This window comes from Pseudonocardia sp. ICBG601 (assembly GCF_020496245.1).
On the sequence record NZ_JAHLJA010000044.1, the window covers coordinates 1 to 13304 of the forward strand.

Below are 13304 nucleotides of genomic sequence, written 5' to 3' on the forward strand. Positions count from 1 at the left end.
TACATCTCGTTGAGCGGGCTCTTGCGGCCGCAGGACCACGGTGGCGTTGTCGTAGACGGGGCCGTCGTAGTCGTTGCGGTCGATCGCCAGGAGCACCCGGGCGGTGCCCTCCGGCGTGAGCTCGGAGGAGCGGATGTCGCCGACCGGGACGCCGGACATCCGGACCTCCTGGCCGCGGCCGGGAGCGAGCGCCGGGGTCTCGGAGAAGGTCGCGTAGACCATCCGCCGTTCGCCCACGGCGGCACGAACCGCTGCTGGGACAGGATGTAGCCCCCGCAGACCAGGCCGAGCACCATCACGACGCCGAGGGCGATCACGTTCCGGCCCAGACCGGGCTCGTTGCGGACGCGGTCCAGTCCGGACCGGAACCTGGCCCGGAACCCACGGGGGGCCTCCGGTGCAGGTGTGGGAGTTGCCGCCATCACCGACCACCCGTCCCGTGGAAGATCTGCTGGAACATGTTCTCCAGGCTCACCGAGCCCAGGCCGGGCACGGTGCCGAGGCCGGGACCGGGGTGGAAGGACACCGCGTGCCCGTTGGGGTCGACGTAGGCGCCGGTCCTGCTGAGGTTCGAGAACATGTGACCGACCTCGTCCTTGAGGGGGACACCGCGGCTGTCGACCGCGGAGTACGGGCCCTCGCCGACGAACGGGGTGTTCAGCGAGTCGAGGACCGGTCCGCCCAGTCGCTCGAGCGGCGCCGGCAGGTCGTCGAGGACCCGCGTCGCGCCCTCGCTCGCCGGGACCAGGCCCTCGACCAGCGGGCGGGCGTCGACCAGCGCCGCGCGCAGGTCGGACACCAGCGGGCGGGCGTCGGCCAGCACCGGCTCGGCACGGCCCAGGAGCTCGTCCAGCTCCTGGACGGTGGGCCGGGCCGGGCCCGCGGTGTCGCGCAGCTTGTCCAGCGACACGTTCAGCCGCTTCAGGCCGGCGTCGGTGGTGTCGAGGACGCCGGGCAGCCTGGAGACCGCGTCGGCGACCGGACCGGAGGTCTCGGCCAGGACCTGCGTGGTGTCCTGCAGGTTCGCGACGATGCCGTCCAGCTGCCCCGGCTCGCGGTTCAGCGTGCCGGTGGTGCGCTGCAGGCCCCGCACGACCTCGGTCAGGTCCCTCTCCGGCTGGGTGCCGCGCAGCGACTCGACGACCCCGGCGGCCGGACCGAGGGTCCCCGGCGCCGTGGCGAGGAGCTCGTGGAGCGCCTCGTTGCCGCCGGCGTTGCCGAGGGTCTCGTCGAACTGGGTGACCGCGGCCTTCGCGCCCTCGAGGGCGTCGGGCTGGAGACGCTCGGCGACGTCGTCGACCTCGGTGGGGAGCCGGGTGCGGTCCACCGGGATCTGCTCGGTCCACTCCGCGGAGCGGTCACCGCCCGGGACGAGGTCGATGTAGAACAGGCCGGACAGCAGGGTGGTGGGCCGCAGCCGTGCCGACGGCTGGTCGCCGACGGTGTCCACGACCTCCGGGTCGACGACGACGGTCACGATCGCGCCGCCGTCGGGCGCCGGGTCGACCGAGCTCACGACACCGGAGTCGACACCGGCGACCTTCACCTTCGAGACGTCCTCGAAGAGGAACTGGTTCGCGGTGAAGTGCACGGTCCGGGTCGAGGCGCCGGTCAGCTTCATGAGCAGCGTCGTGACCTGCGGCTTGAGCAGGCCCAGGACCAGCGACAGCAGCATGATCCCGATGACCGCGAGAGCGGCCACCCAGAGCGGGAGCCGCCGGCGCAGCCGTGGCGTGCCGGTGCCCTGTGCGGGGGCGGTCATCGGTTACCTCCCAGAAGGCCGCCGCCGGCGGCGCTGTCGCCCTGGCCGGGCTGCTCCTGGGGCGTCCGGTTGGACGGGCCCGGGGCGGGCAGCAGGCCCAGCGATGCGTCGTTCGGTGCCTGGCCGGGGGCCGGGTACGGGTTGCTCGCCGCGGTCGGGTCGGGCAGACCCGCCGCTCCGACGAAGGACTCCGGCCGGACCATCAGGGTGAACCGCAGGTGGTGGCCCGCGGCGTCGCCGTCGGACAGGCCGGACGAGGCGCTGGTGAACCACTGCGCGATCTCCGGCGCGTAGGGCGCCAGGACCTGCAGCGGGGTGTTCGCGAAGCCGACTCCCTGGGTCACCTTCGGCGCGACGGGGCGCGCATCGGCGACGGCGGGGGTCAGCGAGCCGAGCGCGGGCTCGGCCGAGTCGGAGACGCCGGGCAGCTTGTCCAGCGGCTGCGGGGCCTCGACCAGCACGCCCCGCAGGTCCGGGGTGGCGTCGCCGAGCGAGCGGGACCCGGTCTGCAGCTGCGTCATCGCCGAGTTCGTCGACGCCAGCGGCTGCTGCAGGTCCTCCAGGGCCTTGCGGGCGGCCGGCAGCGCCTCGGGGGCGATGTCGAGGGTGTCCCCCAGCGCCGTGCCCTTGTCCGCGTCGATCGCCGCGAACGTGGTGTCGAGCTGCCCGACCAGCGAGGAGATCTCCTGCTCCCGTCCGGCGAAGCGCGAGGACAGGCTCTCCAGCGACTGCAGCATCCCGGTCAGGTCGCGGCCGCCGTCGACCGACAGCGACCGGGCGGTCGTGCCGAGCGAGGGCAGGATCTGCGGGCCGGCCTTCGCCACGTCCGCCAGGTCCTGGCCGTGTCCGGCCGCACCGTTGCCGAGCTGCTGCAACGCGGAGCGGGTGGAGTCCTGGGTGGCCGGGTCGAAGACCTTGGCCAGGTCCAGCAGCTGCACCGCGCCGCGGGAGCGCTGGACCGGGAGCACGTCGTCCTCGCCGAGGACGCCGGCCTGCTCGGTGCCGATGTCGAGGTCCAGGTACTGCTGACCGAGACCGGACCGGCCGGTCACCGCGGCCGAGCCGTCCTTGAAGACCTTCGTGGCGGCGTCGTCGAGCTGCATCCGGACCTGCGGGACGCCGTCGGCGAGGGTGATGTCGTCGACGCGTCCGACGCGGACCTGGCCGACCCGGACGTCGTTGCCGACGGCGAGGTCACCGGTGTCCGAGACGGCCGCGGTGCGGAACTCGTGCTGGGCGAAGGGCAGACCCTTCTGGGCGGTCAGCGCGACGTAGAGGAAGAACCCCGCCGCGACGAACATCAGCAGGCCGATCACACCGGATCGGAAGCGCGCGCCGCGCTTGGGCTTGGCACTCGCCATCACTGGCCTCCCAGCAGGGTTCCGAGCGCGCCCTGCTCCTGCTCCGGGCTGAGCCCGGTGGCGCTGCTCTCGGGGGTGGGCTGGCTCTGCAGCAGGGTGTTGGAGTCCTGGCCCGGCTGGGCCGCGGTCCCCGGCCCCGGCTGGGACGGGGCGGGCTCGTTCACCTGCGGGTTCGGGCTGGCGTCCGGTCCGGGCGCGGGCGCGGAGTCCGGCACGCCACCCGGCAGGAATCCGGTGACCGGGTCACCGTTGAGCACGTAGCTGGCCCGGAAGTAGTGGGACAGCCCGTCCTTCTGGTTGGTGGTCAGCGCCCAGTTCCGGATGAAGCCGAGCACGTTGCCGAGGTTCCCGTTGAGCTCCCGGACGATCGGCTCGGCCCCGGTGACCGTGTGCTGCAGGTCCGGGCCCGCGGCCCGGAGCTCCGCGGCGACCGGCCGGGCCTGGTCGAGCAGCTCGCTCGCCCGGTCCAGGACCGGGTCGGCCGAGGCCAGCGCCGGGTCCGCCGAGTCGGCGAAGCGCTGCAGCTCACGGCTGATGTCCACCAGGTTGTCGGTGGTCGGCCGCAGGTTGCCCAAGGTGACCGCGGTGGACTGCGCCGTGCCGGCGAGCTCGCCGAGGGTGGCGCGGGCAGCGGCCAGGGTGCCGGGGAGCTCCTGCAGGGTGCCGCGCAGCTGCGCGTCGCGGGCGGCGGTGGTGTCGAGCAGCGACGTGGTCGAGGCGACCAGGCCGTCGAGCCGCCTGCCCTGGTCGACGGCGAGTGCGCCGGTGACCGGCTCGACCTGGTCGATGACCCGGCCGAGCAGCTCGTTCTGGTCGGACAGGACGCCGACGAGCTGGTGGGTGTCCTTCATGGCCGGGGCGAGCGCGGCGAGTGTCTTCTGGATGTTCTCGCCGTTGTTCGCGGTGCCCTGGCCCAGCGTGGTGACCAGTGCGGCGAGCGCGCCCGCCGTCGGGTCGTCCAGGGTGTCGAGGATGTTCTGCAGGTCGGCCTCCTGGCCGGTCCGCTCCACCCCGATGGGCTGGTTCATGGGCAGCTCGGGCGAGCCCGGGGTGCCGGTGTTCAGGTTGAGGAAGCGCTCCCCGAGCAGCGACACCGGGGCGACGGTCACCTTCGCGTCGGCGTGGATCGGCAGGGCGCGGGCGTCGACGCGCAGCGGGACCTCGGCGACCTTGCGCTGCGGGTCGAACTGGAGCTGCCCGACCTCCCCGACCGTGACGCCGTTGATCTTGACCTGCTGGCCGGCGAGGATCGGGCTGACGTCGGCGAACTCCGCGATCAGGATCCGGCCGGACTCGGCGTTGGAGAGGCCGGCGGCGGCACCGGTGCCCGCGAGCAGCGCGACCAGGCCGACGGCGAGGACCCGCCAGCGGGAGACTCCGAGACTCATCGCGGACCCTCCCCGCTGGCGTCGCCGAGCTGCGGCAGCAGCGGGGCGCCGGGCCCCTGCTCCCCGTTGCCCGAGGTCTGGTCGGCGGAGCCAGGGGCCGGGTTCAGGTTCGGGACGATCCCCGGCGGCGTCACGCCCGGCGGGTAGATGACCGGCGTGGCGGGGCCGGCCTGCGCGAAGATCCGCATGTAACGGCCGTTCGAGTCGAAGTTCTGCGCGGCGGATCCCCAGGTAGAGAGGAATCCGACGACATCGGGGGTGTAGGGGCGCAGCGCCTCGAGCACCGGCGCGTAGCCACCCACGGTCTCGGCGAGGCCCGGCAGCGCCCGGTTCGACGAGTCGAGGAGGCCGGGGGTGCGGTCGAGCAGCGCCGAGGCCGCCTCGAGCGTGGGCTTGAGGTCGGCGACCAGTGGCCGCAGGTCCTGCAGCAGCGGGGCGAGCTGCTCGGACACGCCGGGAAGCTTCTCGGTCGCCGGGCGCAGGTCCTCCAGCAGCGGCAGGGCCTCGTCGGTGACGCCGGGGACCTTGTTCAGCGTGCCCTGGGCGGTGCGCAGCGTCGGGGGCAGCTTGGCCAGCGCGGAGCGGAGCTGCTCGCGCTGGGCGGCCGGCGCCCGGGCGCTGGTGCCCAGCTCGTCGACCACCGAGCCGAGGTCCTGCTGGCGCCTGGCCAGGGTGTCCACCGTGCCGTTGAGGTCGGTGACCAGCTTGGAGATCGCCGGACCGTCGGTGCCGATGCCGCGCAGCACGTTGCCGACCGCGGCGAGCGCCGGTCCGGCGGTGTTCACGGTGGCGTTGAGGTCCTGCTCGTGCCCGGTGACCGTGTTCTGCAGGGTGCCGACCAGGCTGGTCAGCCGCGCCCGGGTGGGCTCGTCGAGGGCGGCGAGCACGTCCGCGACCTCGGTCGGCTTCGGGAAGTCGCCCTGCACCATGCCGCCGCTCGGGATCTCGGCGTAGTCCTTCGGGCCGTCCTGCACGAACAGCAGGCGCTCACCGACGACGGCCTTCCACTGCACGTGGACGAACGCGCCGGCGTGCAGCGGGGCCAGTCCGTCGTCGACGGTGAAGTCGACGACCGCGTGGCCCTCCTCGGGCCGCACGGACCGGATCTCGCCCGCCTGGAAGCCGTCGATGTAGATCGGTGCGCCGGGGATGAGGTTGGGGTTGCCGGCGGGCAGGACCGCGCTGACCGTGTACGGCTGCGTGCCGCCGACGGCGACGAACACACCGCCGACCACGAGCAGCGCCACCAGACCGGCGGCGATCTTGCCGAGGAGTCCGCTCATCGCTCAGTCCATCCCGAGCGGGCCGGCGGACTGTCCCGCGAGGAACTGCTTGACGAACGGGTCCTGGTGCTCGAAGGCCTCGTGCGCCGGTCCGTAGTGGACGACCTCGCCCTTCCAGATCAGGCCGACGTAGTCGCTGACCTTGCGGGCGGTCTTGATGTCGTGCGTGACCAGCAGGTACGTGCCGCCGTGCTGGTTGTGGACGTCCATGATGATGTCGCAGAGCAGCGAGGTGCGGACCGGGTCGAGACCGGAGTCCGGCTCGTCGAACAGCACGATGTCGGGGTTCATCACCAGCGCGCGGGCGAAGCCGGCGCGCTTCTTCATGCCGCCGGAGACCTCGTTGGGCGCCTTGTGCGCGGCCTTGGCCAGACCGACCTCGTCGAGTGCGGTCATGACCGTCTTCTCGACCTCCTTCTCCGACATCCGCGTGTGCTTGCGGAGCGGGAAGGCGACGTTGTCGTAGAGGTTCATGGAGCCGAACAACGCGCCGTCCTGCCAGCAGACGCCGAACCGGGTCCGCATGTCGTAGCGCTCGTTCTCGCTCATCGACCAGATGTCGACACCGCCGACGTAGACCGCGCCGCGGTCCGGGGCGAGCAGCCCGACCAGGTGCTTGATGAGCACCGACTTCCCGGTGCCCGACGGGCCCAGCACGGTGGTGATGGCGTCGTGCTGGAAGTTGAAGTTGATGTTCTTCAGGATCTGGGTGCTGCCGAACGACTTCACGAGGCCCTCGACCTGCAGGATCGGGTCCGTTCCGTACCGGAACTCCCGGGTCTCGGTCGACCAGCCGGGTCCGCGGGTGGCCGCGGCCTGGGTCCCCCCGTCGTGGACGGGTGGAATCTGCTGGGTGGGGTACTCGGAGCCCGGTCGAGTGTGCCGGGGCTGGTTCGGCGAGGTCACTGATCCTCCTGGACGACCTGGCGCGTGCCGGCGCGGGGGAACCGGCACGCGGATCACGTGCTGAGGGGAGCGGCCCCGGAGGCTTCCGGGGACCGTGGACGCGGGGGACGCGTCCGGCGGGACTGCGAGCGGGCACCTCGGTCCCGGGGAGCGGGCGCGGTGCGGCGGACCGGGCGGCGGGGAGCGACGTCCGGACCGTGGCCGGCTGGGGAGGGCCGGGACCGTGGCGGGGGGCTGTCGTCGGGGTTCGGGGGTTGTCGGGGCGGGGAACTCCGGGGCCGGCCGCCGGGGATGAGCGGCACGACCCCGGAGAGGTCAGTTGGCGATCGGAGAGTTCGTCTCGAGCCCCCAGAAGGCCAGCGTGCCGATGGTCCCGATGACCGAGATCAGCACCAGGTTGATGATCATCGACTTCGCGGTGGCACGGCCGACGCCGACCGGCCCGCCGCTGGCGTTGTAGCCGTAGTAGAGGCCCACGCCGACGATCACGATGGACTCGGTCATGATCTTGACCATCACCGCGAACATGTCGTACGGGCTCTGGTACAGCCAGAACAGGTAGAGGAACCCGCCGGGTGAGACACCGCCGAGGTTCACCACCGTGACCAGGTACATCGCCACGTAGAGGATGGCCAGGCCGACGAAGTACATGAACGGCACGGCGATCACGGTGGCCGCGATCCGGGTACCGACCAGGAACGACTTGGACTTGATGCCCATGACCTCCATGGCGTCGATCTCGTCGGAGATCCGCATGGAGCCGATCTCGGCCACGTAGCCGCAGCCGACCTTCGCCGCGAGGATCCAGCCCCACATGTAGACCGAGAGCTCACGCAGGCCGCAGTAGGCGTCGAACACCGCGGAGTACAGCGGGGCGCCGATCTGCTTGAGCGTGTAGCTGGCCTCCAGGCCGCACTGCCCGCCCATGATGAACATCATGAACCAGATGATCAGAGCGGAGCTGAAGATCAGGATGCCCGCCTGGCGGAACACCTCGGGCACGTAGCGGCGGAACATGTCCGGGAAGTCCCGGACGACGTCGGCGGTGAACCGGCCGATGTCGCCGGCCTCGGTGAGGCCGGTCTTCAGCTTCGCGGTGATCGAGGAGAAGCTGACGTCCACGCCCTGCTTCTCGGGTGCCCGGAGTTCGGTGCGGTCGGGGTCGCCCTGCGGCCCCCGGTCGTCGAGCTGCGTCATGTCCGTGACACCTCCCTTACTTGTAGACGCTCATCTGCGGGTTCAGGCCGAGCATGGTCAGCGTGAACACGAAGTTGATGACCCAGATGCCGGCGAAGGAGATGACGACGGCCTGGTTGACCGCCTTCCCCACACCGATCGGACCGCCCTTGGCGTTGAGCCCGACGTAGCAGCAGACGACGCCGATGATCAGCCCGTAGATCGCGCACTTCACGACGCTGCCCCACAGGTCGACCGTGTTGAGCAGGTCGAACAGGGAGCCGTAGTAGCCCGCGTAGCTGGCGTCGAAGATCGGACCTGCCGCGACGTAGCCGCTGACCAGACCGACGACCAGCGCCAGGATGTCCAGGACGGCGGTCATGATCGTGCAGGCCAGGACCCGCGGCAGCACCAGCGTCCGCATCGGGTCGACGCCGAGGACCTCCATGGCGTCGATCTCGTCGCGGATGCGGCGGGCTCCGAGGTCGGCCGTGATGGCCGTTCCGACGACACCGGCGACGACCATCCCGTTGATGAACGGGGCGAACTCGCGGACCGACGCGAACTCGAAGAACGCTCCGAGCCGGTACGGGATGCCGAAGGTGTAGAAGATGGCGCCGCCGGTGAGCCCCGGCGCACCGAACCCGAACCCGAACGCCGCGAGGGACATCGGGAGCCAGGTGAGCTTGAGGATGTCGAAGCACTGGTCGCGGGTGTCGGCCCAGAAGCCGACCGGCTTGCGGACGGCAAGGACGAACACCTTGACCATCAGCTGCCACATCTCGCCCGCGGTGACGAACGGGTCGGCGACCTGACGCAGCACGCCCGCCCCGCCGGAACCCGCCGTCCTGCGCGGTACCTCGACGGTCTCGTCGGGCGTCTGGGTGAGGGTCCCAGGCGTGGTCATAACTCTCCTTCGAGTGCGGGGCCGGAACAGTCCGGGTCCACCGAGCTGAAGTCTCGCTCCGCGGAGGCGGGGGTCACACCTCCCGTGGGGGGCGGATCACCCTCCCCCTGGGGGGGATCGGTGGTACGGGCGACCGGCTCCGCGGCGTGCTCCGTACGGATTTCCCTGCGCTGGGCCCGGCGCTGGATCAGCAGCACCGCACCGAGGACGAGCGCGGCCGTCGGGGCTCCCGCTCCGAGGCCGCCGAGCAGTGCTCCGGCGGCCGGGTGGATCCCGGTCACCAGGGGAAGTGCGACGGCACCGGCCACCACCAGGACGGTGGCGGTCAGCGCGTCGCGGACCGGCCAGGTCGGCGAACGCCAGACCCGGACCAGCCCGATCAGCCCGGTCACCCCCACGGTCAGCAGGGAACAGCCGAGCAGGTGCACGACCGCGGGGTCGCGGGGGGCATGCGGGGCACCCCCCACGGGGGAGGGCACGAGGGCCTCGGGCGGGCCGAGGCGTTCCAGGGCGCGGACGAGCTGCTCCTCGGCCGGCGCGGGACCCGCCGTGCGCGCCAGCTCGGTCCAGACGTGGGACCGCAGGTCCTGGCGGGCGGTGAACGTGAGGTGGCGGGTGGCCGCGTCGAGCCGGCCCAGGTAGTCCCGCAACGGCGGGGGCAGCGCTCCGCGGGACGAACCCGCGCGAGCGGTCACCGGTAGCCGGCCGGACCCGCGGGCGTCCGGACCGCCCGGTCGTGCTCGGCCCGCAGCCAGTGCGAGACGGCCTCGGCGCGGTTCGCGGCGCCGAGCTTGCGCAGGATGTGCTTGACGTGCGACTTCACCGTGCCCTCGGAGATCACCAGGCGGGTGGCGATGCGGGCGTTGGTGTCGCCGGTGGCCATCAGCCGCAGGACCTCGACCTCGCGACGGGTGAGCGACGGGTCGACCGGCGCGGAGCGCAGGAACCCGTCGACGATGCTGCGCTGCGGACCGGTCTGTCCGCCCGGGACCCCCTCGGTGACCCGGCCGTTCTCGCCGTGGCCCCACCAGCCGTCGCCGAGGTCGCCTTCGCGGGCGTCGGTGATCCGGCGGGCGAGCCGGTCGGCGTCGGCGCGGATCTGGTCCATCTCGTCGAGGACCATCGTGCGGGTCAGCGCCTGGCCGAGTCCCTGCGCGTAGAGGGTGAGCAGCTGGCGGTCGAGCGGGTCGACGTTGCGCTGCTGGTAGTAGCAGTCGGCGTGGACGAACCCGGCGACGACGCCGTGCACGAGGATCGGCGCCGCGCAGTAGCTGCGCGACATCGAGGCGTCGGCGATCGGCCGGTTGACGCCGGGGCGTTCCTGCACCTCGTCGACCAGCAGCGAGGTGCGGCGCCGGACCATCTCGGTCTCGACGATCCGGCCGTCGAGGGTCTGCGGGTGACAGCGCCCCAGCTCGAGGATCTCCTCGGCCCAGGCCGGGTCGCGTTCCACGTGCACGCGCTCCGGGATCCACAGCGAGTCCGCGACCCGGGAGATGATCGAGCGGTCGAAGCCGAGGCTGCAGGCGGTGGAGGCGGCGGTGTCCAGCAGGGTGGTGCTGGTGCGGGCCTCACCGAGCTGGGCGAGCGCGGTGCGGACGCCCTGCAGCGCACGGTCGGAGTGGGCGAGCTCGTCGAGCAGGAGCTGCTCGTCGAGCTCCTTGACCTCACCGAGCATGCTCACCAGGTCCGGCGACGGGACCGAGCCCGACCCGAGCGAGGACATGGCCTCGGCCCACACCGTCCGCAGCACCACGCGGGCCGACCCCAGGTCGACGACGTGCTCGGGGTGCGGGAGGCGACCGTCGTCGAGGAGGCGGCGAGCGGCCAACAGCAGGTCCACGACGCGTGAGGACTGGGCCCGCGGCATCCGGCGCCCCTGGCCGGGCCAGCGGCCGCCGGTGTCGCAGCGACGCATGAACGCCACGCGGCTCGTGCTCTCGCCCATACCGTCCTCCTCCTCGTTGAGGCGGTGTCGACGTCACCATCGACCCCGGGGTGTGTTGCTCTCCCCTGCAACGAGGTGGGGACGCCCGGGTTGCGACCGCCCGGATCCTCGGATCCGCCTCACTTACGGTCATCATTGACTGTTTTACAGTGCGACAGAAGTCACGTCCACCGCAAATCAACCGGGGTGCTGCCACCCGAACACGCAGGTGAATGCCCCTCCCGGAGGCATGATTCGGTCACGAAGAGTGCAGATTCCGAGCGGTCGGACCGTTTTCGGTCGTGGCGCGCTCAGGCCGGTCGCGCGCCGCGAGGTTCACCCGATGGGACTAGTCAGCGAGGACGCCGTCGAGCCAGTCGAAGACGACCTGGTGGAACCGCAGGGTGGCGCCCTCGTGACAGTGTTCGCCGCCGCCCTCGTCCTCCGGGAACAGCACGAGGTCCTTGGGGCAGGTCAGCGCGTCGTGGACCCGCTGTGGCTGGCCACGGAAGAACTGGTCGTTCTCGGCTTCGAGCACCAGCGTGGGGCAGGTGATCCGGTCGGCGACGCCGTCGAGGGTGTAGGCCCTGGTGGCCTCGAGCAGGTCGTCGAAGGTCGCCACGCCGTAGGTCCAGCGCCCGTTGTCGACCAGCCAGCGCGCCGAGGTGCTCGTGGCCACGAGTGCCTCGATCCCACCGGCGTCCGCTGCGGCGGCGGCCACGCCTGCCACGGTCTCGTACATGTCCCAGACGCCGTCGTGGAGCACGCAGGCGGCGAGGCGGTGCTCGAAGGCGGCGGCGCGGGCCGCGAGGTAGCCACCGAGGCTGGTGCCGACCAGGGCGATCTTCGCGGTGTCGACCTCGGCAGGGTGACCGCGACGTCGACCACCGGGGTGACCACGGCCTCCCAGTCGGGGCGGAAGTGCAGCCCGGCGCGCACGGTCGCGCCCTGGCCGGGGCCGTCGAAGGCGAGCACGTTGTAGCCGCGCCGCAGCGCCCCGGCGGCGAGGGCGAAGTAGTCCTCCTCCAGGGTGGAGTCGTAGCCGCCGTGGTAGATCACGGTCGGGCGCGGGACGCCCGAGCCGTCGACGGTGAACAGGTACGCGGGCAGCGTGGTGCCCTCGTAGGGGATCTCCAGGGCGCGGGCCGGGGTGTCGAGCAGCGCGGCGGCGTCGGCGAAGGTCCGGCGCGACGCGGTCTGCAGCCGGACGGACTCCTGGTCGCGGGCCGGGTCCTCGCGGCGGTAGAAGTCCGCGGTCCGGTAGTAGTTCGAGGCCCGCAGCAGCGCCTCACGGGCACTGACCCGGTGACCGTCGGCCAGTGCGTCGCGCCCGATGCGCTCGACCCGCGCGGCGGTGGCGGCCCACCGGGTCGACCACGCCACCTCGTCGCCCTCGGGGATCGCCCGGCAGGTGACCAGGACCTCCCCCAGCTCGGCGCCGCCGTAGGGGGCGTAGCCCGCGGCCCGCAGCGCCTCGAAGGAGAAGGACTCGTCGTCGTAGAGGAACTTCATCGGAACCTCCCAGTTGAACGAGACGGAACCGTTCCGTCTCGTTCGAAGCTAGCAGACGGAACGGTTCCGTTCCGTGGGCTCGGTCGCCCGGTGGGTGGTGCCGATCACCCGGACCTGAGGAGTCGGCCGTCGTCGGATTAGGGTCTCCGGCACACCCGTAGGAGGGGGAGCTCGACGATGAAGTCCTTCACCGGTCGTACCGCCGCGATCACCGGAGCCGGGTCCGGCATCGGGCGCGCGCTGGCCCTGCGCCTCGCGGGCGACGGCTGCCACCTCGCCCTGGCCGACCGGGACGCCGCGGGCCTCGCCGAGACCGCCGCGCTCGCCGGGCCGCAGGTGCGGGTCACCACCGCCGAGCTCGACGTCGCCGACGAGAAGGCCGTCTACGGCTGGGCCGACGCCGTCGTCGCCGACCACGGCGCGGTGCACATGATCGTGAACAACGCCGGGGTCGCGCTGTCCGGGACCGTCGGGGGCCTGTCCCTCGAGGACTACCGCTGGATCATGGACATCAACTTCTGGGGCGTGGTCCACGGGACCAAGGCGTTCCTGCCGCACCTGGAGGCCGCCGGGGCGGGGCACGTCGTCAACCTGTCGAGCATCTTCGGCGTGGCCGCGCAGCCCCTGATGAGCGGCTACAACGCCTCCAAGTACGCGGTCCGCGGGTTCACCGAGTCGCTGCGCCAGGACCTCGAGCTCACCGGCTCCCCGGTGTCGGCGACCTGCGTGCACCCCGGCGGGATCCGCACCAACATCGCGAAGGCCGCCCGGGTCGACGACAGCGTCGCCACCGCCACCGGCAAGCCCGCCGCCGCGGCCACCGCGGAGTTCGAGCGGATGCTGAACACGACCCCCGACCGGGCCGCGAAGACCATCCTCGACGGCGTGCGGCGCAACCAGCGCCGCGTCCTCATCGGACCGGACGCCTGGGCGATCGACTCCATGGTGCGGCTGCTGCCGACCACCTACCAGCGGATCGTCACCGGGGCCGTGCGCTCGCGACGCGGAAAGGGCTGATTCCCCGGTGGGCCCTGACTAGGGTCGTAGGGCCGGGTGACCCCCGGCACACGACCCGAGGAGCC

At 72.1% G+C, this 13304-nt stretch carries 12 protein-coding genes; 1 reads left to right on the forward strand and 11 read right to left on the reverse strand.

All coding sequences use genetic code 11. The features are described from left to right. The 11 genes from KPL57_RS15975 to KPL57_RS16025 all read right to left on the reverse strand — a co-directional run. Window positions 1–237 (reverse strand): MlaD family protein (locus tag KPL57_RS15975; RefSeq protein WP_226352225.1); only part of this gene is annotated, 237 nt, incomplete at its 3' end. Window positions 238–421: 184 nt separating this feature from the next. Beyond that, complete coding sequence (locus KPL57_RS15980; protein WP_226352226.1) at window positions 422–1762, reverse strand: MlaD family protein; 1341 nt, start codon at window positions 1760–1762, stop codon at window positions 422–424. Further along, on the reverse strand, window positions 1759–3123 hold the full coding sequence (locus KPL57_RS15985) for an MlaD family protein (RefSeq protein WP_083695460.1): 1365 nt from the start codon (window positions 3121–3123) through the stop codon (window positions 1759–1761). The genes KPL57_RS15980 and KPL57_RS15985 overlap by 4 nt, the downstream gene beginning before the upstream one ends. Beyond that, window positions 3123–4511, reverse strand: a complete 1389-nt coding sequence (locus KPL57_RS15990) for an MlaD family protein (protein WP_226352227.1) — start codon at window positions 4509–4511, stop codon at window positions 3123–3125. Before KPL57_RS15990 ends, KPL57_RS15985 begins: the two co-directional genes overlap by 1 nt. After that, on the reverse strand, window positions 4508–5794 hold the full coding sequence (locus KPL57_RS15995) for an MlaD family protein (RefSeq protein ID WP_226352228.1): 1287 nt from the start codon (window positions 5792–5794) through the stop codon (window positions 4508–4510). The genes KPL57_RS15990 and KPL57_RS15995 overlap by 4 nt, the downstream gene beginning before the upstream one ends. A gap of 3 nt (window positions 5795–5797) precedes the next feature. Then, the gene (locus KPL57_RS16000) at window positions 5798–6544 is read right to left on the reverse strand and encodes an ABC transporter ATP-binding protein (protein WP_226352275.1); all 747 of its coding nucleotides are present in this window, start codon (window positions 6542–6544) and stop codon (window positions 5798–5800) included. Window positions 6545–7015: 471 nt separating this feature from the next. Then, window positions 7016–7897, reverse strand: coding sequence for an ABC transporter permease (locus KPL57_RS16005; RefSeq protein WP_226352229.1), 882 nt, complete (start codon window positions 7895–7897; stop codon window positions 7016–7018). Between the two features lie 16 nt (window positions 7898–7913). Next, window positions 7914–8783: an ABC transporter permease gene (locus KPL57_RS16010; RefSeq protein ID WP_020623112.1), complete on the reverse strand. Its 870-nt coding sequence runs from the start codon at window positions 8781–8783 to the stop codon at window positions 7914–7916. Then, window positions 8780–9433: a hypothetical protein gene (locus KPL57_RS16015; protein ID WP_226352230.1), complete on the reverse strand. Its 654-nt coding sequence runs from the start codon at window positions 9431–9433 to the stop codon at window positions 8780–8782. Before KPL57_RS16015 ends, KPL57_RS16010 begins: the two co-directional genes overlap by 4 nt. A gap of 41 nt (window positions 9434–9474) precedes the next feature. After that, the gene (locus KPL57_RS16020) at window positions 9475–10731 is read right to left on the reverse strand and encodes a LuxR C-terminal-related transcriptional regulator (RefSeq protein ID WP_226352231.1); all 1257 of its coding nucleotides are present in this window, start codon (window positions 10729–10731) and stop codon (window positions 9475–9477) included. Window positions 10732–11184: 453 nt separating this feature from the next. Beyond that, on the reverse strand, window positions 11185–12222 hold the full coding sequence (locus KPL57_RS16025) for an alpha/beta hydrolase (protein WP_226352232.1): 1038 nt from the start codon (window positions 12220–12222) through the stop codon (window positions 11185–11187). A 177-nt stretch (window positions 12223–12399) separates the two neighbouring features. Between KPL57_RS16025 and KPL57_RS16030 the strand changes: the two genes are divergently transcribed. Beyond that, window positions 12400–13239, forward strand: a complete 840-nt coding sequence (locus KPL57_RS16030) for an SDR family oxidoreductase (RefSeq protein WP_226352233.1) — start codon at window positions 12400–12402, stop codon at window positions 13237–13239. The last annotated feature ends 65 nt before the right edge of the window (window positions 13240–13304 follow it).

Excerpts from the sequence above, each read along its gene's own strand:
- KPL57_RS15980 (WP_226352226.1), bottom strand. The coding sequence starts at position 1,762 with ATGACCGCCCCCGCACAGGGCACCGGCACGCCACGGCTGCGCCGGCGG.
- KPL57_RS15985 (WP_083695460.1), bottom strand. The coding sequence starts at position 3,123 with ATGGCGAGTGCCAAGCCCAAGCGCGGCGCGCGCTTCCGATCCGGTGTG.
- KPL57_RS15990 (WP_226352227.1), bottom strand. The coding sequence starts at position 4,511 with ATGAGTCTCGGAGTCTCCCGCTGGCGGGTCCTCGCCGTCGGCCTGGTC.
- KPL57_RS15995 (WP_226352228.1), bottom strand. The coding sequence starts at position 5,794 with ATGAGCGGACTCCTCGGCAAGATCGCCGCCGGTCTGGTGGCGCTGCTC.
- KPL57_RS16005 (WP_226352229.1), bottom strand. The coding sequence starts at position 7,897 with ATGACGCAGCTCGACGACCGGGGGCCGCAGGGCGACCCCGACCGCACC.
- KPL57_RS16010 (WP_020623112.1), bottom strand. The coding sequence starts at position 8,783 with ATGACCACGCCTGGGACCCTCACCCAGACGCCCGACGAGACCGTCGAG.
- KPL57_RS16020 (WP_226352231.1), bottom strand. The coding sequence starts at position 10,731 with ATGGGCGAGAGCACGAGCCGCGTGGCGTTCATGCGTCGCTGCGACACC.
- KPL57_RS16025 (WP_226352232.1), bottom strand. The coding sequence starts at position 12,222 with ATGAAGTTCCTCTACGACGACGAGTCCTTCTCCTTCGAGGCGCTGCGG.
- KPL57_RS16030 (WP_226352233.1), top strand. The coding sequence starts at position 12,400 with ATGAAGTCCTTCACCGGTCGTACCGCCGCGATCACCGGAGCCGGGTCC.